Origin of the sequence: Pseudomonas sp. Irchel s3b6, assembly GCF_900187415.1 — a bacterium.
GTDB lineage: Bacteria > Pseudomonadota > Gammaproteobacteria > Pseudomonadales > Pseudomonadaceae > Aquipseudomonas.
In genome coordinates this window covers 13,432-36,661 of sequence record NZ_FYDM01000013.1, presented here as the reverse complement: position 1 = coordinate 36,661, position 23,230 = coordinate 13,432, and the positions used below count along the sequence as shown (strand labels likewise).

The 23,230-nt window shown below is 62.7% G+C and carries 19 protein-coding genes and 2 pseudogenes; 8 read left to right on the top strand and 13 right to left on the bottom strand.

The window, feature by feature from the left end; translation table 11 throughout:
• Positions 1–51 precede the first annotated feature (51 nt).
• Positions 52–522, top strand: a complete 471-nt coding sequence (locus CKW07_RS19395; RefSeq protein ID WP_095146587.1) for an Lrp/AsnC family transcriptional regulator — start codon at positions 52–54, stop codon at positions 520–522.
• A gap of 39 nt (positions 523–561) precedes the next feature.
• On the opposite strand, the gene chrA is transcribed toward CKW07_RS19395, so the two are convergent.
• Positions 562–1,767 (bottom strand): chromate efflux transporter, encoded by a 1,206-nt coding sequence (chrA, locus tag CKW07_RS19390; protein ID WP_095146586.1) that lies wholly within the window; start codon positions 1,765–1,767, stop codon positions 562–564.
• Between the two features lie 96 nt (positions 1,768–1,863).
• Complete coding sequence (locus tag CKW07_RS19385; RefSeq protein ID WP_256577071.1) at positions 1,864–2,574, bottom strand: isoprenylcysteine carboxylmethyltransferase family protein; 711 nt, start codon at positions 2,572–2,574, stop codon at positions 1,864–1,866.
• Positions 2,575–2,773: 199 nt separating this feature from the next.
• Here CKW07_RS19385 and CKW07_RS19380 point away from each other — a divergent pair, with 199 nt between their 5' ends.
• Positions 2,774–3,370: a LysE family translocator gene (locus CKW07_RS19380; RefSeq protein WP_095146585.1), complete on the top strand. Its 597-nt coding sequence runs from the start codon at positions 2,774–2,776 to the stop codon at positions 3,368–3,370.
• On the opposite strand, the gene CKW07_RS19375 is transcribed toward CKW07_RS19380, so the two are convergent.
• Positions 3,367–4,248 carry an AraC family transcriptional regulator gene (locus CKW07_RS19375; protein WP_095146584.1) on the bottom strand — a complete coding sequence of 294 codons (882 nt, stop codon included), beginning with the start codon at positions 4,246–4,248 and terminating at the stop codon, positions 3,367–3,369. The genes CKW07_RS19380 and CKW07_RS19375 overlap by 4 nt on opposite strands.
• A 238-nt stretch (positions 4,249–4,486) precedes the next feature.
• Here CKW07_RS19375 and CKW07_RS19370 point away from each other — a divergent pair, with 238 nt between their 5' ends.
• Positions 4,487–5,941, top strand: coding sequence for a TrkH family potassium uptake protein (locus tag CKW07_RS19370; RefSeq protein ID WP_095146583.1), 1,455 nt, complete (start codon positions 4,487–4,489; stop codon positions 5,939–5,941).
• 100 nt (positions 5,942–6,041) lie between these two features.
• A pseudogene (gene aspT, locus CKW07_RS19365) lies at positions 6,042–7,732 on the top strand (aspartate-alanine antiporter).
• A gap of 21 nt (positions 7,733–7,753) precedes the next feature.
• On the opposite strand, the gene CKW07_RS19360 reads toward aspT, so the two are convergent.
• From CKW07_RS19360 to CKW07_RS19345, 4 genes are all read right to left on the bottom strand, one after another.
• The gene (locus tag CKW07_RS19360) at positions 7,754–8,257 is read right to left on the bottom strand and encodes a VOC family protein (RefSeq protein WP_095146582.1); all 504 of its coding nucleotides are present in this window, start codon (positions 8,255–8,257) and stop codon (positions 7,754–7,756) included.
• A gap of 125 nt (positions 8,258–8,382) precedes the next feature.
• Positions 8,383–10,863, bottom strand: coding sequence for a TonB-dependent siderophore receptor (locus CKW07_RS19355; protein WP_176465341.1), 2,481 nt, complete (start codon positions 10,861–10,863; stop codon positions 8,383–8,385).
• Positions 10,864–11,164: 301 nt separating this feature from the next.
• A complete protein-coding gene (locus CKW07_RS19350; protein ID WP_095146581.1) occupies positions 11,165–12,148 on the bottom strand; it encodes a FecR domain-containing protein in 984 nt (327 codons plus the stop codon).
• 6 nt (positions 12,149–12,154) lie between these two features.
• On the bottom strand, positions 12,155–12,679 hold the full coding sequence (locus CKW07_RS19345) for a sigma-70 family RNA polymerase sigma factor (RefSeq protein ID WP_095146580.1): 525 nt from the start codon (positions 12,677–12,679) through the stop codon (positions 12,155–12,157).
• Positions 12,680–13,029: 350 nt separating this feature from the next.
• Here CKW07_RS19345 and CKW07_RS19340 point away from each other — a divergent pair, with 350 nt between their 5' ends.
• The 3 genes and pseudogenes from CKW07_RS19340 to CKW07_RS25985 form a co-directional block, all read left to right on the top strand.
• On the top strand, positions 13,030–13,491 hold the full coding sequence (locus CKW07_RS19340) for a (2Fe-2S)-binding protein (RefSeq protein ID WP_095146579.1): 462 nt from the start codon (positions 13,030–13,032) through the stop codon (positions 13,489–13,491).
• Positions 13,492–13,493: 2 nt separating this feature from the next.
• Positions 13,494–15,659: a molybdopterin cofactor-binding domain-containing protein gene (locus CKW07_RS19335; protein WP_371850659.1), complete on the top strand. Its 2,166-nt coding sequence runs from the start codon at positions 13,494–13,496 to the stop codon at positions 15,657–15,659.
• A 1-nt stretch (position 15,660) separates the two neighbouring features.
• A pseudogene (locus CKW07_RS25985) lies at positions 15,661–15,840 on the top strand (hypothetical protein); the annotation flags it as partial.
• On the opposite strand, the gene CKW07_RS19330 reads toward CKW07_RS25985, so the two are convergent.
• Positions 15,820–17,190, bottom strand: a complete 1,371-nt coding sequence (locus CKW07_RS19330; protein WP_095146578.1) for an amidase — start codon at positions 17,188–17,190, stop codon at positions 15,820–15,822. The pseudogene CKW07_RS25985 and the gene CKW07_RS19330 sit on opposite strands and share 21 nt — an antisense overlap.
• Positions 17,187–17,612 (bottom strand): VOC family protein, encoded by a 426-nt coding sequence (locus tag CKW07_RS19325; RefSeq protein WP_095146577.1) that lies wholly within the window; start codon positions 17,610–17,612, stop codon positions 17,187–17,189. The genes CKW07_RS19330 and CKW07_RS19325 overlap by 4 nt, the downstream gene beginning before the upstream one ends.
• 111 nt (positions 17,613–17,723) lie before the next feature.
• Between CKW07_RS19325 and CKW07_RS19320 the strand changes: the two genes are divergently transcribed.
• On the top strand, positions 17,724–18,599 hold the full coding sequence (locus tag CKW07_RS19320; RefSeq protein ID WP_095146576.1) for a LysR family transcriptional regulator: 876 nt from the start codon (positions 17,724–17,726) through the stop codon (positions 18,597–18,599).
• A gap of 110 nt (positions 18,600–18,709) precedes the next feature.
• Here the strand turns inward: CKW07_RS19320 and fabI are convergent, their stop codons facing one another.
• From fabI to CKW07_RS19300, 4 genes are read right to left on the bottom strand one after another with little or no spacing between them, the layout of a single operon-like run.
• Positions 18,710–19,504, bottom strand: coding sequence for an enoyl-ACP reductase FabI (fabI, locus tag CKW07_RS19315; RefSeq protein WP_095146575.1), 795 nt, complete (start codon positions 19,502–19,504; stop codon positions 18,710–18,712).
• Positions 19,505–19,523: 19 nt separating this feature from the next.
• Positions 19,524–21,134, bottom strand: a complete 1,611-nt coding sequence (locus tag CKW07_RS19310) for an ABC transporter ATP-binding protein (RefSeq protein WP_095146574.1) — start codon at positions 21,132–21,134, stop codon at positions 19,524–19,526.
• Position 21,135: 1 nt separating this feature from the next.
• Positions 21,136–22,155 carry an ABC transporter permease gene (locus tag CKW07_RS19305; RefSeq protein ID WP_095146573.1) on the bottom strand — a complete coding sequence of 340 codons (1,020 nt, stop codon included), beginning with the start codon at positions 22,153–22,155 and terminating at the stop codon, positions 21,136–21,138.
• 1 nt (position 22,156) lies between these two features.
• Positions 22,157–23,230: a microcin C ABC transporter permease YejB gene (locus tag CKW07_RS19300; RefSeq protein ID WP_095146572.1), complete on the bottom strand. Its 1,074-nt coding sequence runs from the start codon at positions 23,228–23,230 to the stop codon at positions 22,157–22,159.

The following is a 23,230-nucleotide window of genomic DNA, read 5'->3' as shown; positions in this document are numbered from 1 at the left end:
AAACGGTTGTTTAGAATAAATATCCCTAAAAACAAGATTGAGAGGCAAGACATGCCCCCTGGCCTGGATCGCACTGACAAGGCACTCCTCATCGCCCTGCAAGGCAATGCCCGACTGACGGTCGCCGAGTTGGCCGATCAGGTTGCCCTGACCACCTCGCCGTGCTGGCGACGGGTGAAACTCCTCGAGGAGAGCGGGGTGATCACGGGCTATCAGGCGGTGCTTTCGCCCAAGGCGCTGGGCTACGGTGTCACCGCGTTTGTCAGCGTGATGATGGAGTCCCATAACCAGGACATGGCCAGGACCTTCGAACAGCGCTTGCTGGAAATTCCGGAAATCGTCGCCTGCCACAACGTCTCCGGGCGCTACGACTTTCTGCTGGAAGTGGTGGCCAAGGACCTGGAGTCCTTCGGCGAGTTCGCGCGCGAGGTGCTGCAAACCCTGCCGGCGGTCAAGGAGATCTACTCGAGCTTTTCGTTCAAATCGGTCAAGCCGTCGCGCGTGGTCCCGGTGCTGGACTGAGCGCGACCGTGCCCTGGCGGGTCTCAGACCCCGCGCGGCTCAGGGCATGAGGCTCAACAGCCCGCCGGCAATGCCGCAACCCACGACCACCAGCCAGGGTGGGAGCTTCCAGTACATCAACGCCACCAAGGCGACCAGTGCCAGGCCGAAGTCCGCCGGCTGCACAATGGCGCTGGTCCATACCGGCCGATAGAGCGCGGCCAGCAGCAGGCCGACCACCGCGGCGTTGATCCCGAACATCGCCGCTTGCACGCCTTGATTGCGCCGCAGTCGCTCCCAGAACGGCAGGACGCCGAGTACCAGCAGCCAGGACGGTGCGAAGATCGCCAGCAGGCACAGCAGACCGCCGAGCCAGCCTGACTGCGGGCCGTGCATCGAGGCCCCGAGAAAGGCGGCAAAGGTGAACAACGGACCGGGCATGGCCTGGGTCGCACCGTAGCCGGCCAGGAAGGTCTCGTTACTGATCCAGCCAGTGGGGACCACTTCGGCCTGGAGCAGCGGGAGCATGACGTGCCCGCCACCGAACACCAGGGATCCGCTGCGGTAGAAGGCACCCAGCATGTCCAGGGTCGGACTGGCCATCAGTCCGGCCAACAGTGGCAGGCCCGCCAGCAAGGCCAGAAAGAGTGTCAGCCACAGCGCCCCCGCCCGGCGACTGACCGTGATCGGCAGCGGCTCATGCTCGCCGGCCCGTGCGGGCTTGCACAGCAACAGGCCCGCGATGCCCGCGCCGGCCATCACGCCAACCTGTGCCCAGGCCGATGGCAGCAGTAGCACCAGGCAGGTCGCGGCCACCATCAACGTGACACGGGGCACATCCGGGCAGAGGGTGCGCGCCATGCCCCATACCGCTTGGGCGACGATGGCCACCGCGACGACTTTCAGGCCGTGCAGGGTGCCGGACGGTAGCACTTCCCCATAACCGGAAATACCCAGCGCCAGCAGGATCAGGAGCAGTGCCGAGGGCAGGGTAAAACCGAGCCAGGCTGCCAGCGCGCCACGGTAGCCGGCCCGCGACAGGCCCAGGGCCATGCCGACCTGGCTGCTGGCGGGGCCGGGCAAAAACTGGCAGAGCGTCACCAGGTCCCCATAGCTGCGCTCACTCAACCAGCGTCGGCGGACCACGAACTCCGCTCGAAAGTAGCCCAGATGGGCGACGGGGCCACCGAACGAGGTCAGTCCCAGGCGTAGGAAGACAAGAAAGACCTGCCAGGGGCTACGATCGTCGAGGTGGGTAGGGGGCATGGGCTGTTCTTCTGGAAATCATGTGGGCTGCATCGGTCATCGGGATGAGCGACGGACTCAGGGGTTCTCTACAGCCTATCAGCGGGCAGGAATCATTCACCAGACGCCGGGGAGCAATCTCCACCGCACCCGACGGGAATAGTCGGCATAGCCGGGCAGTTCGGCCTGCAATAACCGGTCTTCCCAGGCCGTGCGCAGGACCAGTAGCGCTGCCGCGAGCGCGGCGGGCACCAGCGCCCAGAACGAGCCCAGCGCCAGCGCCATGCCGAAGAACAGAAACAGTGCGCCGACATACCCGGGGTGCCGCACGAAGCGGTAGGGACCGCCATCAATCACGCGCTGATGCCGTTCGGACTGGATCCGTACGCCCGGTTCGAAGAACGGATTCACCGCCTGTGCCCAGCCCGTCACACCGATCCCCGCCAGCACGCCGAGATAACCCGCCAGCACCGCCCAGGCCGGAACGGCCGAGCCATGAAACCGCCCGGCATCGAGGGCGGCCACCGGCAGGATCGCCACCAGAGTCGGCAGGAGGAGCGCCAGCAGCGCTTTGTCCCAGCGTTTGGTGCCCGCCTGAATCCGGCTGCGCGCACGGTAGATCACCGGGTTGACCCGGGCGAGCACCAGGGCCGAGATCCCGAAACCCAGCACCAGCACGCCGAGGAATATCCACCCGGGCCGCCAGGCGAGGGTACCGGCGGGCAGGAAGATCAGGCCCAACAGCGCCAGCGGCAGGCCGATCGCATAGGCGACGACCATACCCGGCGACATCGGGCTCGGGTCACGGGGCTCTTCGGTGTTTGCCATGCTGCTTACCCTTTGTGATGCAGTGTTTGCTCGTCATCGGTGTTGCGGCAGTTGTACTGTCAGTGACATCCGTATGACACAGATCGTTCGATCTGCAACGCGGACATCCGCCAAGGGGTGTTTTCTTCAATACAGCTGCCTGGGCCTCCTTCTACCTTGAGCGCCGGGATGTCCCCGGTTGTCTGAAGGAAGGTGTGCAATGAGTCTGATCATTTCCATGGCCGCGTTTGCGTTGGTTGCGTCGATCACCCCGGGGCCGGTGAACATTGTTGCCCTGAGTTCGGGGGCGCAGTACGGCTTTCGCGCCAGTCAGCGGCACGTGGCGGGGGCCACCCTGGGGTTTGTGCTGTTGCTGGTGTTGATGGGGTTGGGCTTGCATGAGCTGCTGGAACGCTGGCCGGCGTTGACCCGGGTGGTGCAGTTGGCCGGGGTGGCGTTTCTACTGTTCATGGCCTGGAAACTGGCGACCGATGATGGCCGTCTCGGCACCAAGGACGGGGGCAAGGCGCCGACGATGTTCTACGGGGCGCTGATGCAGTGGCTCAACCCCAAGGCCTGGCTGGCCTGTGTCGCGGGCATGGGGGCCTTTGTCGCTGACGGAGATGCGCGGCTGGTCTGGCAGTTTGCGGCGGTGTACCTGGTGATCTGCTACCTGTCGGTCGCCTGTTGGGCCTATGCCGGTACCTATTTGCGGCACTACCTGAACAATGCCGGTGGCATGCGTCTGTTCAACCGCTTGATGGCATTGCTGCTGGCGCTCAGCGCCGGCTATCTGCTGCTGCCTCAGGCGGTTTAGCCGCGATATTGCCCGGGTGTCGCGGCCAGGTGCTGTTTGAAGGCGCGCTGAAAGTGCGCCTGGTCGGCGAACCCCGCTTGCAGCGCGACGTCGGCAATCAGCTTGCCCTGGCGCAACTGGTGGCGGGCGAACTGGATGCGCTGGTTGACCAGGAACGCATGGGGCGTCATCCCGTACTGTTGCTTGAACGCGCGGATCAGGTACGACGTCGAGAGCTGCGCCGCTTCGCAGATATCCTCCAGTTTCAGCGCCTGGGTGCAGTGCTCGCGGATGTACTCGGCGGCCCGTTCGAGCTTGAAGTTGGGTTCGCGAACCAGGACCTCGGCCGGGTTGAGCAGGGTCTGTACCTCGGTAAAGAACGCCACCGTGGCGCTGTGTTTTTGCAGGATCGGCGCCTGTTCGTCGAGCAGGGTGTCATACAGTTGATTGAGCCCGTCGAACACGGCGCGGTCGTCGCAATGGGGGATGGCAAAGCGCCGAAAATCCAGTTCCGCGCTGAATCCCAGCTGATGCTGGAGGTCGGTCAGCCACGGCGTATCGACATACAGCATGCGGTAGGCCCATGGCTGGTCGTCGATGGGGTTGCAGGCATGGACGTCGCCGGGGTTCATCAGCACCACGGTGCCAGCTGCAACTTCGAAGGCCGAGCGCTCATGCAGGTAGGTGCTGCGTCCGGCCGTGATTGCACCGATGGAGAAATGCTCGTGGGAATGCCGGGCGTAACAGACTTCTCGACCATCGGCGATGGCGCGTGCCTCGATGAAGGGCAGGGCATCATCGCGCCAGAAGCGCGGGGACGTGTCCCCTGCCTGGGTCTTTGGTCGAGGTGAAGGGGGGGTAAAAACGCCCTTGGCCTGTGCGGCATTGCGGTATGACATGGGGGTGTATTCCATTGTGCACATCACGGCGGTGGCGTGCGTTACACACGGGCAACGAGACGCTTGCGCCTCTTCTACACTGTTAATCGTTGTTTGAGAAGCAGGTGCCGGTGCCTCCCGGTGGTCCGGCGCAGGTGATGAGTCCACTGCGCAGCCAAGGGAAAAATTACGGAAACTTTACGCGGGCGCACGGTTCGACCTCTGATACTGCGTGCCTTTTATCTGGTGGGTCTGTTTGATGTCTGGCACGGCAATTCGGCTTATCGGTTTTATCCTGGGCATGTTTCTGATAACGCTGGCTGTCAGCATGGCGATCCCCATGCTGACCCTGGTGGCGCACGAGCGCAGCGACGACCTGCCGGCCTTTCTCTGGTCGAGCCTGATCACCTTCGTTTGCGGGCTGTTGCTGGTGGCAAAGGGGCGCCCGGAAACCGTGCAATTGCGCCCCCGGGACATGTACCTGCTGACGACGGCGAGCTGGGTCGTGGTCTGCACCTTTGCGGCGCTGCCCATGGTGTTCATCCGTCACATCAGCTACACCGACGCGTTCTTTGAAACGATGTCGGGGATTACCACCACCGGCTCCACGGTCCTGACCGGCCTGGACACCGCCTCTCCCGGATTGTTGATCTGGCGCTCGATGCTGCATTGGCTCGGGGGTATAGGCTTTATCGGTATGGCGGTGGCGATTCTTCCCATGTTGCGGGTGGGCGGCATGCGGCTGTTCCAGACCGAGTCGTCGGACTGGTCGGAGAAAGTGACGCCACGCTCCCATGTCGGTGCCACGTACATCGTCTGGATTTACCTGGGCCTGACTGGCCTTGGCACGCTGGCGCTGTGGCTTGCCGGGATGACCCCGTTCGAAGCGGTCAACCATGCCATGTCGCTGATCTCGACCGGCGGCTTCTCGACCTCGGATGCGTCCCTGGGGCACTGGACCCAACCGGCGATTCACTGGGTGGCGGTGGTCATCATGATCCTCGGCAGCCTGCCGTTCGCGTTGTACGTCGCGAGCTTGCGCGGCCATCGAAGTGCCGTGCTCATGGATCAGCAGGTGCGGGGGTTCATCGGTTTCCTGGTCATTACCTGGCTGGCGTTCGGTACCTGGCTGTGGCTGCACAGCGACTTCGGGTGGTGGGATGCGTTTCGCATCGTGGCGGTCAACGTGACGTCAGTGGTCACGACCACGGGGGTCGCGGTCGGCGACTACACCTTGTGGGGCAGCTTTTCCGTGCTGCTGTTCTTCTACCTGACCTTCGTGGGGGGGTGTTCCGGCTCCACGGCGGGAGGCCTGAAGATCTTTCGTTTCCAGGTGGCCGCCGCGCTGCTGATGAGCAACCTCAAGCAACTCATCCACCCACGGGCGGTGATTCAGAAGCAGTACAACGGTCACTCCATTGACGAGGAGATTGTCCGGTCGCTGTTGACCTTCTCGTTTTTTTTCACCATCACCATTGCCGTGATTGCCCTGGGGCTGGCGCTCATCGGGCTGGACTGGACGACCGCGTTGACGGGGGCGGCCACGGCCGTGTGTAACGTGGGCCCGGGGGCAGGGGCGATCATCGGGCCGGCAGGTAATTTTTCAACCTTGCCTGATGCCGCGAAGTGGCTGCTGACCATTGGCATGCTCCTGGGGCGCCTGGAGATCCTGACGGTACTGGTGCTGTTCACGCCGGTGTTCTGGAAGTACTGAACCCGGAACGGAATGATTTAGCGACTACACTGGCCGGCGACAGGACTCTGTTGCCACCTGGTGCGCGACGTGCTCAATCAAACCGGAAAGGGAGTTTCGAATGCTTGAGTTCTTGCTGGGTGCGCTACAGGCGTCACCGGAAATCGCGGTGTTCCTGGCGATTTCCCTGGGCGTGCTCATCGGTCGGATTCAGCTGGGCAGCTTTCACCTCGGATCGGTGGCCGGCGCCCTGTTGATGGGGTTGCTGATCGGGCAGATCGGCATTGAGGTGCCACAAGCCTTCAAATCGGTGTTCTTTGCACTGTTCATCTACGCAGTGGGGTTCAAGAGCGGGCCGGAGTTTTTTGGCAGCCTCAACCGCGGCACCCTGAAACTGGTGTTGCTGTCGGTGGTGCTGTGTGCGACGGCACTGGGCTCGATCCTGCTGATGAACGCGGTCTTCCATTTCGACGCCGGCTTCACCGCCGGTCTCGGCGCGGGTGCGCTGACCGACACGGCGATCATGGGAACCGCCAGCAGCGCCATCAACGAACTGGCCCTCGAGCCGGCGGCCCGGAACCTGCTCAACAGCCATATGGCCGTGGCCTATGCGGTGACGTACCTGTTCGGCACCATCGGCCTGATCGTGTTTGTCGGCACTGTTGCCCCACGCCTGCTGGGGATCGACCTGAAAAGCTCGGCCCGGGAACTGGAGCGGGAGTTGGGCATCGACAATGAGGAAGACGCCATCGCCGTACCTTATACCCGCGTGGTGGTGCGTGCCCATCGGGTCGCGGCCAACGGGCCCGCGGACGGTCACCCCATTGCCTGGCTCGAACAGCAGCATGCGGGCCTGACGGTGGAGCGGGTGGTGCGCGACGGTCACGTACTGGAGCGGGATATCAGTCTGGTCCTGCGGGCGGATGACATTCTGGGGGCTATGCGCTGCGCGAGGCCGTGGGACCTTTGAACGAGTGGATCGGACCGGAACTGGATCACCCACTATCGCTTTCGTTTGCTACACGTCAGGCGGACATTGTCCTGACCTCGGCTGAGTTTGCGGGCAAGACCCTGCAGCAGATCAAGCGTCTGGTCACCGGCGGCGACCGCCCGGGGTGTTTTGTCAACGCCATTACCCGCCAGACGTTTGAACTGCCGCTGTTGCCCCATACCGTGCTGCGCCGTGGCGACGTGATTTCCCTGACCGGGCGTACCCGCAGTGTCGAAGCGCTGGCGGCGCGCCTGGGGCGGATCCGCAAGCAGGATTACAAGAGCGATATCGCCATTCATACCCTGGGCATGGTCATCGGCTCGCTGCTGGGGCTGCTGTCGACCCATGTCGGCATGATCCCGGTGGAGCTCGGAGTCGGCGGTGGCGTGCTGGTGACGGGGCTGGTGATTGGCTGGTACAACTCCCGTCACCCTGAAACGGGTGCGTTGTCCCCGGCCGCGCAATGGGCGTTTTCCGAGTTCGGTCTGACCGCCTTTGGTGCCGTGATCGGGTTGCTGGCCGGGCCTGCGGCCATCACCGCCATGCGCGAGCATGGTCTGCCACTGTTGCTTTCAGGGGTGGTGGTGACCCTGTTGCCGCCTCTGGTCTCCCTGTATTTCGGTCGATATGTGTTGCGCTTGCACCCCATGATCCTGCTTGGCGCCCTCGCCGGGGCGCAGACCGAAGCGGCGTCCATGAACAAAATCATCGAACAGTCCGGCAGTAGCACGCCGGTGATCGGCTTTACCGTGTGTTATGCGATCTCCAACGTGCTGCTGGCCGTGTGCGGCCCCATCATCGTGTTTGTGGTCGCAGGCTGAGCCCCGAGTGGCCGGGGCGTCTCAGCCCTGGTCGTTGAAGGCCCGCTCGAGTGTGGCGATGTCGATTTTCTTCATGTTGAGCATGGCCTGCATGGCGCGTTGGGACTTGCTGGAGTCCTGGTCGGTCATCATCTCCATCAACGCCACCGGTACGATTTGCCAGGACAGGCCGAACTTGTCCTTGAGCCAGCCGCATTGCTGGGCCTGCTCGTCGCCCCCGGCCGACAGAGCGTACCAGAAGTGATCGATTTCAAACTGCGAGTGGCAGTTGACCTGGAACGAGATCGCCTCGTTGAAGCGAAACACCGGGCCGCCGTTGAGAGCGGTGAAGGTCTGGCCGTCGAGCACGAAACTGATGGTCATCACCGAGCCTTCGGGCCGACCGTGGAACTCGAAGCCGGCCTTGCCGTAGCGAGTGATGGCGGTGACGGTGGAGTGCTCGAACACCGAGCAGTAGAAGTGCGCGGCGTCTTCGGCCTGGTCGTCGAACCACAGGCAGGGGGTGAGTTTCTGGATACGCGACATGGCGGTTCTCCTCAACAGGTCATCACACTGGACTATCAGCATAGTCGTTGGGTGATGCCGTGGATCGACCGTCGGGAGAACCGCGCGCTGCCGACGGTTCGGCAGCGGCGGGAGGGGCAGTTGGCCTAGAAGTCCCACTTGGTGGTGAGCATCAGGTTGCGCGGCTCGCCATAAAAGGTGGTGTCGAAGTTGCCCAGGCCCGTCAGGTACTTCTTGTCGAAGACGTTGTTGGCATTGGCGGTGAAGCTCAGGTGCTCGTTGTACTGATAGCGGGTCATCAGGTCGACGAGGCTGTAGCCGCCCTGGCTGATCCGGGTGTTATCGCCCACGGTCGGGCTGTAGACCTTGCCGTAGAACGCGCTCTGCCAACTGACCCCGCCACCGACGGTGACCTTGTCCAGGGCGCCCGGCAGGCGGTAGGTGGTGAATGTGCGGATCACGTGTTCCGGCTTGGTGGTGGACAGCGGGTAACCGTAGACGCGTTGATCGTCCTGGTCACGGGTGCGGGCGTAGGTGTAGCCGGCGATCAGGTTCCAGCCTTCCTGCAGTTCACCGGCCAGTTCCAGTTCCACGCCCTGGGTGGTGGCGCCATCGATGGCCTTGTAGATGCCTTCGTCGGTGACCGGGTTGGTGCCGATCGATTCGGCGAGGTTGTACTGCTCGGTGCGGAACAGGGCCAGGCTGGCGTTCAGCCTGCCGTCCAGGTACGCGGCCTTGAGGCCGGTTTCATAGCTGTCGCCTTCCACCGGCGCCAGGGTCTTGCCATCGGTGTCCTTGTAGACCTGGGGCTGGTAGATCGAGGTGTAGCTGGCGTAGACCGAGTAGGTATCGTCCAGGTCATAGATCACGCCGGCGTAGGGGGTAACGACGCCATGTTCCTTGTAGCTGGCGTGGGTGTCGTCCAGGCCTGAGCCCGGGTAGTAGGTGTAGTCTTCGTTGTACTTGAAGGTGCTCAAACGGCTGCCGAGGATGAACGACAGGTCGTCGGTCGGTCGCAGGCGGGTGGCCAGGTAAACACCGTTCTGGCTCTGGGTGCGCTCGTATTTGCCGTTTTTCGGAAATGCCTGGTACGGCAGGTCGCCGTTCCAGTCATAGATGCTGCCCGGCACCGTTTCGAAGGCGCTGGTGTCGTAGGTCGAGCCGGTCTGGCGCGAGTGGGACGCCATGACGCCGGCCACCAGGTCATGCTCGCGACCGCCCAGGGTGAAGGGGCCGGAGAGGTTGACGTCGGCGGTGTCCTGGACGCGATGGCCTTCCCAGCGGCCCCAGTACAGGAACATGCCTTCGCCGGTGGCCCGGTCCGGGTTGCCGCCACTGGCCGAGGCCAGGCGGGTGTCGTGGTCGGTGGTTTTCTCGTCGAGGCTGACTTTGAGTTTCCAGTCATTGGCCAGCGCCTGCTCCAGGGAGGCGAAGTAGGTGATGTCGTCGAAGTCGCGACGACTCCAGTCGGCGCCCGGGTTGAAGTGGCGCGAAAAATCGGTGCGGCCGCCGTCGGAGAAGTAGGTCGGGTTGCCGGTCCAGGAGGTCCCGCGTGGGGTCACGCTGGACTTGTCGATACCGAAGGTCAGCAGGGTGTCCGGGGTCAGGTCGGCTTCCAGGATGCCGTAGAACAGATCCTTCTTCTGGCTGTAATGATCGAGGTAGGAGTTCTTGTCCTGATAGGCGCCGACGAAGCGCCCGCGCAGGCTGCCGCTGTCGTTCAACGGTCCGGAGATATCGCCTTCGGTGCGGTAGGCGTCCCAGGAGCCGACGGTACCGCTGACCGAAGCCTTGAACGCCTTGGTTGGCTTCTTGCGAATCAGGTTGACCGTGGCAGAGGGGTCGCCGGAGCCGGTCATCAGGCCGGTAGCGCCCTTGACCACTTCAATACGGTCCAGGGTGGCCGCGTCGACGTTAGTGGCCGCTTCACCGTAAACGCCGTCGTAGACGCGGTTGACGCCATCGTACTGGTAGTTGGTGATGGCAAAGCCGCGGGACGAGAACTCCATGCGGTCGGTGTCGTAGGCCTGTTGCGTGATGCCGGGGGTATTGCGCAACACGTCGCCGACATCCTGTGCGCCGCGATCGTCCATTTGCTGACGGGTGATCACGGTGACCGACTGCGGCGTTTCACGCAGTGACAACGGCAAGCCGGTGGCCGAGGACGTGGAGCCGGTGGTGTAGGAGTGGGTGTCCTCGGTGGTCGTCCCCAGGCCTTGGCCGGAAATGGTCGTGGCCCCCAGTTGCAACGTGCCGTCACCCGTGGGCTCCGCTTGCAGCACGTAGCTGCCATCGGCTTGCGGCTGGGCTTGCAGGCCGCTGCCCTGAAGCAGGTGCTGCAAGGCTTCCTGTTCAGTGAAACTGCCGTTGAGCCCCGGGCTGCGTTTGCCGCTGGCCAGGTCGTTGTGCCCGGCGAGGAACACCCCGGATTGCTCGGCGTAGCTATTGAGCGCACTGACCAACGAACCCGCGGCAATGCGGTACTGGCGCTGGCTGCTGGACTGCTCGCGGCTGGCGGTGTCAGCCGCCTGGGTGGCCACAGGGGCCAGGCTCAGCAGGGCGGCGGGAAGGGCCAGTGCCAAGGGGCGCAAGGCGAAACGAAAACGGGCGGCGACGTGGTGCGGCATGGAGGTCCCTTTGGATCGAGTCGATCGGCAATTGAAGTGCTTCTTGGGGTTAACCGAACGAAAAACGCAAAAGGGAACCGCGATCTGAAAAAAATCTGGTTCTGGTGTAATGCAGTTCAGTTAAGGCGATGAGACTGCACTTGTAGGAGCAGCCGGTCGACGCTCGAGTGCTCGCGATGGGCGTTAACGATTACGCGTATTTTCTGAGTAACCGTGTAGTTCTTGAGTTCATCGCGAGCGCGCTCGCTCCTACAAAGCTCGGTGTCGCTTGATTGATCAGCAGTACGATTCTGGCGATGGTTCAGGCTTTGGCACCGACGCTGACCCACCAGGCCAGGGTCTTTTCGACGCGGATCGGCAGCGCCGCTTCCAGCAGGCGCAGGGCCTGGTCAGTGTCCTTGAGCGGGAAAGAACCCATCACCGGCAACTGCGCCACTGCCGGGTCGCAGGCCAGATAGCCTTGGCGATAGCGGCTCAGCTCTTCGATCAACTGGCCCAGCGGCAGGTTATCCGCCAACAGCACGCCACGGCGCCAGGCTTCGCGGGCCATAGAGACGGCGCGCCCGGGTTCGAAGGCCGTCTGGCTGAAAGCCATTTGCCGCCCAGCCTGCACCACGTTGACCTGATCGTTGGCCAGGCGCACCTCAACGGCCCCTTCGAACACGTTGAGCAAGGTCCGCTCATCGTCCTGGCGCACACTGAAACGCGTGCCCAATGCCCGTAACAGGCCCTGTGCGGTCTGCACCCGAAACGGTCGCAACGGGTCCCTGGCCGTGTCGATCAGCACTTCGCCGGCGCGCAATCGCAGCAGGCGTTCACGGGCGTCAAAGCGCACATCCAGCGCGCTGAGCGCATTGAGCCAGAGCTGGCTGCCGTCGCTGAGCCGGCTTTCGCGGATCTCTGCGGTGCCGGTGGAAAGGTCGGCGGTCCAGCGGTCCAGGGTGTCCGGCAGCGATGTCTGGTGCCAGGCGCTCCAGCCGAGCAGGCTGCCGGAGGTGAGGATCAGCAGGGACTTGAGGGTCTGGCGGCGCGTGACGCTGGTACGCCCGGTACCCCGCAAGGCCTGGCTGGCCGCGGGTGATGCGCCGTCGCCGTGCAGCGGCGCAAAGCGCTCGCCGACCCGCTCCACGTAGCGCCAGGCCGCCTGGTGCTCGCCGCTCTGGGCCAGCCAGGCTTGCCAGCGCAGGCGCTCGTGTTCGTCGACCTGTTGGTCGTTGAGTTGCACATACCAGTGGGCCGCCTGTTGCAGGCTGGCGTGGCTGAGTGCTTTCAAGGCTCCAGGCAAGGGCGCTTACTCGATCAGCAGGCCGTCGAGCTCGGCCTCCAGCAGGGCGCAATGCATCAGGGCCTGGGCCAGGTACTTCTTGACCATGCGTTCGGACACCCCGATCTCAAGGCCAATGGCCTTGTAGGGCAAGCCATGCAATTGCGCGAGGATGAACGCATCGCTGACCCGCTGGGGCAGGCGCTGCAGCATGGCATCCACTTCGTGCAGGGTCTCGACGATGATCAAGCGTTGCTCGGGGGAGGGCTGCAGGGCTTGGGGGCGTTCGCTCAATGCCTGCAGCCAGGCCTGTTCCAGCTGCCGGCGGCGCCAGTGATCAATGCACAGGCCCCGGGCAATGGTCGCCAGGTGGGAGCGCTCATGCACTTCGCACTCGAAGTCCTGCGGGCGCTTGAGGACGCGGACAAAGGTGTCGTGTGCCAGGTCGGCCGCATCGAACGCATCGCTCAAACGTCGGCGTAATAGCGCGTACAGCCAGCGATGGTGGCTGGTGTAGAGGTTCTGCACGAGGGAGGTTTCGACGACCATCATTGAGTGCGCATGTCCAGGAGGCGCCGTAACGCCAAGGGTGCAAATGGGAATTGGTCGCGATTAAAACAAAAGGTCTTCGGCGATGCAAATGATATTGGTTTGCTTTTGAGTGGCGTGTCGGGCGGGTGTGTGGGTGGAGCGTTGTTGGCTGTCGATGTGACAACTTCATGGGGCTTTGAAGAGGTGACCCCGCTTTTGTGCTGGCCGTTGGGTGACCGGTGGTCGCTCAACCCCGAGCCTCAGGGAAATTGCGCTTAGCTCAATGAACAACCCGACGCGCGCGTAGGCATCCGTTGCCACAGCGACGCGATCAAAGGACAGAAAGTCCTGACCGCCCCGAGGAGATTGCCGTGCTGACGTTCAATATCAATGGTAAGGACCACCCTCTGGAAGTGCCTGGCGACATGCCGTTGTTGTGGGTGTTGCGTGATGTCGCGCACCTGACCGGGACCAAGTTCGGCTGTGGCATGGCCCAGTGCGGCGCCTGCACGGTCAACGTCGATGGCGCGCCGTTGCGCTCGTGCATCACGCCGGCTGCGGCGGTGGCCAGCGGGCAGAAGATTCTCACCATCGAAGGTTTGTCGAGCGACGGCTCGCACCCGGTACAGCGCGCCTGGGCCGAGATCGACGTGGTGCAGTGCGGCTACTGTCAGTCCGGGCAAATCATGTCGACCGTGGCGTTGCTGGCAAAAATACCGGCACCGACGGACAGCGACATCGACCAGGCGCTGTCGGGCAATCTCTGCCGTTGCGGCACCTATCCACGCATTCGTGCCGCGGTCAAACGCGCTGCCGACCTCGGGGAGGCTTGAACATGGGTCCTGTCATGGATACGTCCCGGCGCACCTTTCTGAAAGGCAGCGCCATGCTGGGTGCGGGCCTGGTGGTGGGGTTCTTCATTCCCGGGGCCAATCGCTTTGCCCAGGCTGCCGCGGCGCCGGACGCGGTGTTCGCGCCCAATGCCTTTTTGCGCATCGCTCCCGATGGCCGAGTGACGGTCCTGCTGGGGCACTCGGAAATGGGCCAGGGGATCTGGACCGGTCTGACCATGCTGATCGCCGAAGAACTGGATGCCGATTGGAGCCGCATCCGTGTTGAACACGCGCCGGCATCGGCGGCTGACTATGGACTGCCGGCCTTCGGAGGCATGCAGATTACCGGGGGCTCGACCTCGACCTGGATGGAGTTCGACCGTTACCGCCAGGCCGGTGCCGCCGCCCGGTTGATGCTGATCCAGGCGGCCGCCAAGCGCTTCAATGTTGCACTGTCGCAGGTCCGGACGGAGTCGGGGGTGGTCATCGCCGGTGACCAGCGTGCCACCTATGGCGAACTGGCCAATGAGGCCGGGCAACTGCCGGCACCGGATCCGGCGTCGATCAAGCTCAAGGAGGCCAGGGACTGGAGGATTATCGGCAAACCCACCCAGCGCCTGGACACTCCGGAGAAAATCACCGGGCAGGCGAAGTTCGGCATGGATGTGCAGTTCGACGGCTTGCTGACCGCCATGGTCGCCCGTTCGCCGGTGTTTGGCGGCAGCGTCAGGTCATTCGACGCCCAGGCCGCGCTGGCCCTGCCGGGGGTGCATAAAGTAGTGCAAGTGCCGACCGGGATCGCGGTGGTAGCCGATCATTACTGGGCGGCGAAGCTGGGTCGCGATGCCTTGAAAATCGACTGGGACCTTGGCCCCAACAAGGGGCTGGACAGCCTGGCGCTGCTGCAAAGCTTCCGCAAACTGGCCGCCACCCCGGGGACGCCCGCCAGCCAGGCCGGCGACATCAGCACGGCGTTGGCCAAGGCAGTGAAAACCGTCGAGGCCGAGTACAGCGTGCCTTATCTGGCCCATGCGCCGATGGAGCCGCTCAACTGCACTGTCAGGATTACCCCGGACCAGTGCGAGATCTGGACCGGCACCCAGTTCCAGACCCTGGACCAGATGATCGCGGCAAAAATCACCGGGCTCAAACCCGAGCAGGTGGTGATCCATACCGAGTTCCTCGGTGGCGGGTTTGGCCGGCGGGCTAATCCGACCTCGGACTTTGTCAGCGAAGCGGTGCAGGTGGCCAAGGCGGGCGCGCCGGTGAAAACCGTCTGGTCGAGGGAGGATGACATTCGCGGTGGCTATTACCGCTCGGCGTTTGTGCATCAGGCCCGTATCGGCTTGGGTGCCGATGGCTTGCCCCAGGCCTGGAAGCATGTGCTGGTCGGCCAGTCGATCATGGCCGGGACCATGCTGGAGGCGACCATGGTCAAGGACGGCATCGACAAGACCTCGGTCGAAGGGGTGGCCGACAGTCCTTACCTGACCGGGCTGGCCAACCACCGGGTGGACCTGCACTCACCGCAGACCGGGATCAGCGTGTTGTGGTTGCGTTCGGTGGGGCACACCCACACGGCCTTCGTCATGGAGTCGCTGATCGACGAACTGGCCGCGGCGGCGGGCCAGGATCCGGTGGCATACCGACGCACCTTGCTCAAGGCGCATCCACGGCATCTGGGCGTACTGAACCTGGCGGTGGAGAAGGCCAACTGGAAGGCGCCGTTGCCGGCGGGGCATGCCTTGGGCGTGGCGGTACACGAGTCCTTTGGCAGTTACGTCGCGCAGGTGGCCGAGGTGTCGCAGGACAACCTGAAAATCCGTGTGCACCGCGTAGTCTGTGCGGTCGACTGCGGGATTGCGGTGAACCCTGCGAGCATTGCCGCGCAAATGGAGTCCTGTATCACCTTTGGCCTGGGGTTCACCCTGCACAGCAAGCTGACGTTCAAGGACGGCCAGGTTCAGCAGTCCAACTACCATGACTATCAGGTGCTGCGTCTGAACGAAATGTCGGTGGTGGAGGTGCACATCGTGCCCAGCACCGACAAACCGGGCGGTATCGGCGAGACCGGTGTGCCGCCGACCGCGCCGGCAGTGGCCAACGCGGTGTTCGCCCTGACCGGGCAACGGCTGCGTGAACTGCCCTTGCAACTGGCGGGGGTGTGAGATGCGGCGGCACCTGTTTTTGGGCACCGTGCTGCTGTTCGGGATGGGCGGTTACGCCCCGGACCTGTTTGCTGAGGACCAGGCGGCATTGACCGCGTTTGCCACGGTGCAGAAGGTCTTCCAGAACCCGCGCTGCCAGAACTGCCATATCCCTGGCGACTCACCCCTGCAGTTCGGTGCGGCGGGTTTCGAGGTTTGGAGCCGCTGGGGTGTTGTTCAAGGTTGCGGCCACCTGGCGGGCGACCCACAGCAGTTGGCGGTCGTTTCTGAATCCAGCGATCAGTTGCAACCCGATCGGTAGCAGACCCTCTGCGCGATTCAGTGGGAGGTTCAATTGCGGCCAGCCGAACGCGCCCCAGAACTTGATGAAATCCGAGGGGCCGGTTGATGCCAGACCGGCTGGCGCGACCATGGCGCAACTGACGTCGAGCATGGCATCGAAGGATTGGCAATGCCGGGCCAACTGTGGGGCGAGCCGGGACAGGCGGGCTTTAGCTGCTGACTCTTTCTCCCAGGTAGTGGCCTGTGCACGCTCGAACATCGCCAACAGGGCGTCGCTGAGTTGTTCGCGCTGGGCGTGGAATTCCTTGGCAAGTGAGCGAGCACCTTCGCAATCATTGATCAAGGCGTGATCATCGAAGACACCCGCGAATGACGCGGGCAGTTGCACCTCTTCCACCTGGTGCCCGGCAGCGCGTAGTTGGGCGATAGCGGCCTGCAGTGTGTCGGCAACGGACGGCTCGACCTGCTCCCCGTGCGGGGGCCGGCATAGGCCCAGGCGTAATGGACGGTGTTCGCCGGTCACTACGGTAAAGCCGGGAATCAGCACGCGCGCGACACGTTCGAGGTCGCGTACCGAGCGACCGTACCAACCGATCGTGTCGAAACTTTGGGCCAAGGGTTTGACACCTTCCAGGGAAACCAGCCCAAGGGAAGGCTTGAAGGCATGGAGGCCGCAATAGGCAGCGGGCTTGAGCAATGATCCGGCTGTCTGGGTACCCAGAGCCAGTGCAAAGAAACCGGCGGCCATCCCCGCGGCCGAGCCGGCACTGGAGCTGCCGGGCGTGTGCGCAAGGTTGTGGGGGTTGCGGGTGGGCCCCGTGTGCATATACGCGAATTCCGTCGTGTGGGTCTTACCCATGATCAACGCGCCGGCTTGACGCAACAGGGTGACCACATGGGCATCTCGGGAGGGCTGATGGCCGGTATACAGTGGCGAATAGAATTGTGTCGGCAGGTCGGCGCTGTCAAAGATGTCTTTTATGCCCACCGGTACGCCAGCCAGCAACCCTTGATGGCCCTCTTGCGCAAGCTGGTTGGCTTGAGCGCGGACACCGTGTGGGTCGAAAGCGGCGAACGCCTGCACGCAGGGCTCATGCGCTTCGATCCGCCGCAGGAAATGTTCGGCAACCCGGCTGCAGGACGTTTGACCACTGCGCACCGAATCACCGATACCGCTGGCATCCAGTTGGTTGAGCGGCGCATCGCAGTCATCGGCGTTTGCCAGGAGCAGTGAGGGACGGACGCTCATTTGGCGAACAACTGGTCGATATGCTTGAACGCCTTGAATTCCAGCGCGTTGCCACAGGGGTCGAACAGAAACATCGTCGCCTGCTCGCCCACCAGGCCCTTGAAGCGGATGCCGGGTTCGATCACGAAGCGTGTGCCCAGCGTTGTGAGGCGTTCGGCCAGGGACTCCCATTCACTCATCGACAGCACCACACCAAAATGCGGAACCGGTACGTCATGGCCGTCCACCGCACTGGTGTGGGCGGATTCCTGGGTGGCGGTTTCAGGGTGTTGGTGGATGACCAGTTGATGGCCGAAGAAATTGAAATCCACCCAGTGCTCGCTTGAGCGGCCTTCTTCAAGGCCGAAAACCTGGCCGTAAAACCGCCGTGCAGCGTTTAGGTCATAGACCGGGATAGCCAGATGGAAAGGAGAGATGCTCATGACGATCAGCCTCGGGGTAGGGGAGTCAGCTGATTCTAGTGGTGTTAATTTCGATTAAAAGACGATAATTTTTGCGTCGAGCTCAAATAATATCGATCAATCGGAACCCTCATGCTGCGTGAACTGAAAACCTTTATCGCGGTGACCCGCTATGGCACTTTCGCTGCGGCCGGCATGCATATAGGCCTGACCCAGTCGGCGGTCAGTGCCCAAATACGCAATCTGGAACAGGCGCTGGGGATCCGTTTGTTCGACCGTACCGGGCGTCAGGCGATTCTCAATGCGGCCGGACAGCGGGCATTGCCGATGGCGCGGGAGATGCTTGAGCTGTTCCAGCGCATGGCGGTCAGCGACGACGTCAGTGAGTTTCGTGGCGAACTGAAGATCGGCGCCGTGGCGACGGTGCAGACCGGATTGTTACCTCAGGCGTTGCTACGCTTGCGACAACAGGCGCCATTGCTCGAAGTGAAGCTGGTGCCCGGGGTCTCCCTTGACCTGTTGAGTCAGGTGGACACGGGCGAAGTCGATCTGGCACTCCTGATCAAGCCACCCTTCGATCTGCCCAAGGAGTTGTCGGTCCAGGTCGTGCGCAAGGAACCCTTTGTACTGATCGTTCCGTCGAACCTCGAGGGCGACGATCCGTTGCAATTGCTGGCTGACCATCCCCATGTCCGCTACGACCGTAATTCCTTTGGTGGCCGACGGGTGACACGGTTTTTGCGCGAGCAGCAGATCGAGGTGAAAGTAGCCCTGGAGCTGGACGAACTGGAGGCCATCGTGAAAATGGTCGAATGTGGCTTGGGGGTATCGTTGCTGCCCCTGGCCGGGCTCTGGCTTGAGCGCAGCATGAAGGTCAGGGTTGTCGACCTGGGTGAGCTGACGTTTTACCGGGAGATCGTGCTGTTGCAGCGCTATAGCCAGCGTACGCAGCCCATCCAGCAGTTGTTTGCAGGGTGTCTGGCGCCGACCGACCCCGATCAGTGCTGAAGTACTCATGAAAACAAAACACCCTGCGAAAGCGTAGCCCTCGCAGGGTGTGGGGGGTGACCATTTCTTAACCCGCCTCAATCGGCGGGTTTTTTGTCACACCGCGAAGATCACTCTTCGATGCTGCCCATGGCCGTGGTATTGAAACCACCGTCCACGTACATGATTTCGCCGCTGATGCCGGAAGCCAGGTCCGAGCACAGGAAGGCGCCGGCGTTGCCGACTTCGTCGATGGTGACGTTACGACGCAGCGGAGTTTGCGCTTCGTTGGCGGCCAGCATCTTGCGGAAGTTCTTGATGCCGGAAGCAGCCAGAGTGCGGATCGGGCCTGCCGATACGCAGTTGACGCGGGTGCCGTCCGGGCCCAGGGAGCCGGCCAGGTAACGTACGCCCGCTTCCAGGGAGGCCTTGGCCATGCCCATCACGTTGTAGTTCGGCATGGTGCGTTCGGCACCCAGGTACGACAGGGTCAGCAGGCTGCCGTTGCGGCCTTTCATCATTTCGCGGCCAGCCTTGGCCAGGGCCACGAAGCTGTAGGCGCTGATGTCGTGAGCGATGCGGAAGCCTTCACGGGTGGTGGCTTCGGTGAAGTCGCCGTCCAGTTGGTCGCCCGGGGCGAAGCCCACGGAGTGCACGATGCAGTCCAGGCCGTCCCACTTCTTGCTCAGTGCTTCGAAGACCTTGGCGATTTCTTCATCGCTGGCCACGTCACACGGGAAGCACAGCTCAGGGCTCGAGCCCCAGCCTTGTGCGAATTCTTCGACACGACCTTTCAGTTTGTCGTTCTGATAAGTGAAGGCAAGCTCAGCGCCCTCGCGATGCATGGCGGCAGCAATGCCGGATGCGATGGACAGCTTGCTGGCGACACCGACGATCAGTACGCGCTTACCGGCGAGAAAACCCATGTGTTGCTCCTCTTTCAGGTTATTCGGCTATTGCTGGGGCCAGGAAAGCGGCCTCCAGCAACTGCTGGGTATAAGGATGTTGCGGTGCGGCAAAGATACCTTGCGCATCACCTTGTTCGACCACTTGGCCATGCTTGACCACCATCAATTGGTGGCTCAGCGCTTTCACCACAGCCAGGTCATGGCTGATGAACAGATACGTCAGGTTGTACTTGCTTTGCAGTCTGCGCAGCAGTTCAACCACCTGGCGTTGCACGGTGCGGTCCAGAGCCGAGGTCGGCTCGTCCAGCAAAATCAACGCCGGTTTTAGCACTAAAGCCCGGGCAATGGCGATTCTTTGCCGTTGCCCGCCGGAAAATTCATGGGGGTAGCGGTGCCGGGTTTCCGGGTCCAGGCCTACCTCCTCAAGGGCTGCAATGATAGCCAGTTCCTGTTCGGCCTCCGTGCCGATCTTGTGTATCCGCAGGCCTTCACCGACGATCTGGCTCACGCACATCCGTGGGCTCAGGCTGCCGAAGGGGTCCTGGAAGACCACCTGCATTTCCCGCCGAAGCGGCCTTACCTGTTGCTGCGACAGGCAGTCTAGCTGCTTGCCTTCAAAGCGGATCACACCTTTGCTGGCAATCAGGCGCAAAATCGCCAGGCCCAGCGTCGACTTGCCCGAACCACTCTCGCCGACGATGCCCAGGGTCTGGCCCTGGGGCAGGCTGAAGTGGATACCGTCCACTGCCTTGACGTAATCGACGGTGCTGCGCAAAAAGCCTTTCTTGATCGGGAACCAGACTTTCAGGTCCTCGACCTGCAGCAACGGCGGGCCAATTTCATTGGTCGCCGGGTTGCCGCTGGGCTCCGCTGCCAGCAGCTCCCGCGTGTACGGATGCTGCGGCGCGCGAAACAATTGTTCACACGATGCCTGTTCGACGATGCAACCGCGCTGCATGACACATACGCGGTGCGCAATTCTTTGCACCAGATTCAAATCGTGGCTGATCAGCAGCAGGGCCATGCCCAGGCGGGCCTGTAATTCCTTGAGCAGTTCGAGGATTTTCAGCTGAACGGTCACATCCAGCGCGGTGGTTGGCTCGTCGGCGATCAACAGCTCCGGCTCGTTGGCCAGGGCCATGGCGATCATCACCCGTTGCCGCTGGCCGCCGGACAACTCGTGGGGCAGGGCCTTGAGCCGTTTATGCGGCTCGGGAATGCCCACCAGTTCCAGCAGTTCGAGGGTGCGTTTGGTTGCCACCTTGCCGGTCAGGCCTTTGTGAATGCCCAATACCTCGTTGATCTGCTTCTCGATCGAGTGCAGCGGGTTGAGCGAGGTCATGGGCTCCTGAAAGATCATCGCAATCCGGTTGCCGCGAATGTGCCGGATGGTTTTCTCTTTCAGGCTCAGCAGATCATGCCCGGCATACTGGATGGTGCCGCTGGGGTGGCTCGCCAGGGGGTAGGGCAGCAGGCGCAGGATCGAGTGCGCCGTCACGGATTTTCCCGAGCCGCTTTCGCCCACCAGCGCCAGGGTTTCCCCGCGCTTGATGTCGAAGCTGACGCCTTCGACCACCCGTTGTCGAGACTCACCGCTGGTGAACTCGACGCAGAGGTCGCGCACTTCGATCAGATTGTCCTGATTCATTTCACTTCCTCGGGTCGAAGGCATCGCGAGCTGACTCGCCGATAAACACCAGCAGACTCAACATCAGCGCCAGCACCGCAAAGGCGCTGATGCCGAGCCAGGGCGCCTGCAGGTTGGACTTGCCCTGGGCCACCAGCTCGCCCAGCGACGCGCTGCCTGCAGGCAGGCCGAAGCCGAGGAAGTCCAGCGCGGTCAAGGTGCCGATGGCGCCCGTGAGGATGAAGGGCATGAAGGTCATGGTCGAAACCATGGCGTTGGGCAGGATGTGCCGGAACATGATCGCGCCATTGCGCATGCCCAGCGCCCGGGCGGCGCGCACGTACTCCAGGTTGCGCCCGCGCAGGAACTCGGCACGCACCACGTCCACCAGGCTCATCCAGGAAAACAGCAGCATGATGCCCAGCAGCCACCAGAAGTTGGGTTGTACGAAGCTGGCGAGGATGATCAGCAGGTACAGCACCGGCAAGCCCGACCAGATTTCCAGGAAGCGCTGGCCGGCCAGGTCGACCCAGCCGCCATAGAAACCCTGCAAGGCCCCGGCGATCACGCCGATGATCGAGCTCAGCAGGGTCAGTGTCAGGGCAAACAGTACCGATACCCGGAACCCATAGATCACCCGCGCCAGCACATCGCGTCCCTGGTCGTCGGTGCCCAGCAGGTTGTCCGCCGAGGGCGGGCCCGGGGCCGGTACTTTCAGGTCGTAGTTGATGCTCTGGTAGCTGAACGGGATCGGCGCCCACAGGGTCCAGGCGTCCTTGGCCTTGAGCAGCTCACGGATGTACGGGCTCTTGTAGTTGGCTTCCAGGGGGAATTCGCCACCGAAGGTGGTTTCCGGGTAGCGCTTGAGGGCCGGGAAGTACCACTGGCCGTCGTAATGCACGGCCAGCGGTTTGTCGTTGGCGATCAGTTCGGCGCCCAGGCTGGCGCCGAATAGGACCAGGAACAGCCACAGCGACCACCAGCCACGCTTGTTGGCCTTGAACAGCTCGAAACGTCGGCGATTGAGAGGGGAAAGGCGCATCTCAATGCTCCCGTGTTTCGAAGTCGATACGTGGATCGACCAGGGTGTAGGTCAGGTCGCCGATCAGTTTCACCACCAGCCCCAGCAGGGTGAAGATGAACAGGGTGCCGAAGACCACCGGGTAGTCGCGGTTGATCGCCGCCTCGAAACTCATCAGACCGAGGCCGTCGAGGGAGAAGATCACTTCCACCAGGAGGGAACCGGTGAAGAAAATGCCGATAAAGGCCGAAGGAAAGCCCGCGATCACCAGCAGCATGGCGTTGCGGAACACATGGCCATAGAGCACGCGGTGTCGGGTCAGGCCCTTGGCCTTGGCGGTGACCACATACTGCTTGTTGATTTCATCCAGGAAGCTGTTTTTGGTCAGCAGGGTCATGGTGGCGAAGTTACCGATCACCAGCGCGGTCACAGGCAGCGCCAGGTGCCAGAAGTAATCGAGGACCTTGCCGCCCAGGCTCAGCTCGTCGAAGTCGTTCGAGGTCAGGCCGCGCAAGGGGAACCAGTCCAGGTAACTGCCACCGGCAAACACCACGATCAGCAGGATGGCGAACAGGAATGCCGGGATCGCGTAGCCGACAATGATCGCCGAACTGGTCCAGATGTCGAAGTGGCTGCCATGCCGGGTGGCCTTGGCGATCCCCAGGGGTATCGACACCAGGTACATGATCAGGGTGCTCCACAGTCCGAGGGAGATCGACACCGGCAGCTTTTCCTTGATCAGGTCGATGACCTTGGCGTCGCGGAAGAAGCTGTCGCCGAAATCCAGGCGGGCGTAGTTCTTGATCATGATCCACAAGCGTTCCGGTGCCGACTTGTCGAAACCGTACATGTGTTCGATTTCCTTGATCAGCGCCGGGTCCAGGCCTTGGGCGCCCCGATAGCTGGAGCCCGCCACCGAGACTTCGGCGCCGCCACCGGCAATGCGGCTGGTGGCGCCCTCGAAGCCTTCGAGCTTGGCGATCATCTGCTCCACCGGGCCGCCAGGTGCGGCCTGGATGATCAAGAAGTTGATCAGCAGGATGCCGAACAGGGTCGGGATGATCAGCAACAGTCGCCGTAATATGTACGCCAGCAT

Excerpts from the sequence above, each read along its gene's own strand:
- CKW07_RS19395 (WP_095146587.1), top strand. The coding sequence starts at position 52 with ATGCCCCCTGGCCTGGATCGCACTGACAAGGCACTCCTCATCGCCCTG.
- chrA (WP_095146586.1), bottom strand. The coding sequence starts at position 1,767 with ATGCCCCCTACCCACCTCGACGATCGTAGCCCCTGGCAGGTCTTTCTT.
- CKW07_RS19385 (WP_256577071.1), bottom strand. The coding sequence starts at position 2,574 with ATGGCAAACACCGAAGAGCCCCGTGACCCGAGCCCGATGTCGCCGGGT.
- CKW07_RS19380 (WP_095146585.1), top strand. The coding sequence starts at position 2,774 with ATGAGTCTGATCATTTCCATGGCCGCGTTTGCGTTGGTTGCGTCGATC.
- CKW07_RS19375 (WP_095146584.1), bottom strand. The coding sequence starts at position 4,248 with ATGTCATACCGCAATGCCGCACAGGCCAAGGGCGTTTTTACCCCCCCT.
- CKW07_RS19370 (WP_095146583.1), top strand. The coding sequence starts at position 4,487 with ATGTCTGGCACGGCAATTCGGCTTATCGGTTTTATCCTGGGCATGTTT.
- CKW07_RS19360 (WP_095146582.1), bottom strand. The coding sequence starts at position 8,257 with ATGTCGCGTATCCAGAAACTCACCCCCTGCCTGTGGTTCGACGACCAG.
- CKW07_RS19355 (WP_176465341.1), bottom strand. The coding sequence starts at position 10,863 with ATGCCGCACCACGTCGCCGCCCGTTTTCGTTTCGCCTTGCGCCCCTTG.
- CKW07_RS19345 (WP_095146580.1), bottom strand. The coding sequence starts at position 12,679 with ATGATGGTCGTCGAAACCTCCCTCGTGCAGAACCTCTACACCAGCCAC.
- CKW07_RS19335 (WP_371850659.1), top strand. The coding sequence starts at position 13,494 with ATGGGTCCTGTCATGGATACGTCCCGGCGCACCTTTCTGAAAGGCAGC.
- CKW07_RS19330 (WP_095146578.1), bottom strand. The coding sequence starts at position 17,190 with ATGAGCGTCCGTCCCTCACTGCTCCTGGCAAACGCCGATGACTGCGAT.
- CKW07_RS19325 (WP_095146577.1), bottom strand. The coding sequence starts at position 17,612 with ATGAGCATCTCTCCTTTCCATCTGGCTATCCCGGTCTATGACCTAAAC.
- CKW07_RS19320 (WP_095146576.1), top strand. The coding sequence starts at position 17,724 with ATGCTGCGTGAACTGAAAACCTTTATCGCGGTGACCCGCTATGGCACT.
- fabI (WP_095146575.1), bottom strand. The coding sequence starts at position 19,504 with ATGGGTTTTCTCGCCGGTAAGCGCGTACTGATCGTCGGTGTCGCCAGC.
- CKW07_RS19310 (WP_095146574.1), bottom strand. The coding sequence starts at position 21,134 with ATGAATCAGGACAATCTGATCGAAGTGCGCGACCTCTGCGTCGAGTTC.
- CKW07_RS19305 (WP_095146573.1), bottom strand. The coding sequence starts at position 22,155 with ATGCGCCTTTCCCCTCTCAATCGCCGACGTTTCGAGCTGTTCAAGGCC.
- CKW07_RS19300 (WP_095146572.1), bottom strand. The coding sequence starts at position 23,230 with ATGCTGGCGTACATATTACGGCGACTGTTGCTGATCATCCCGACCCTG.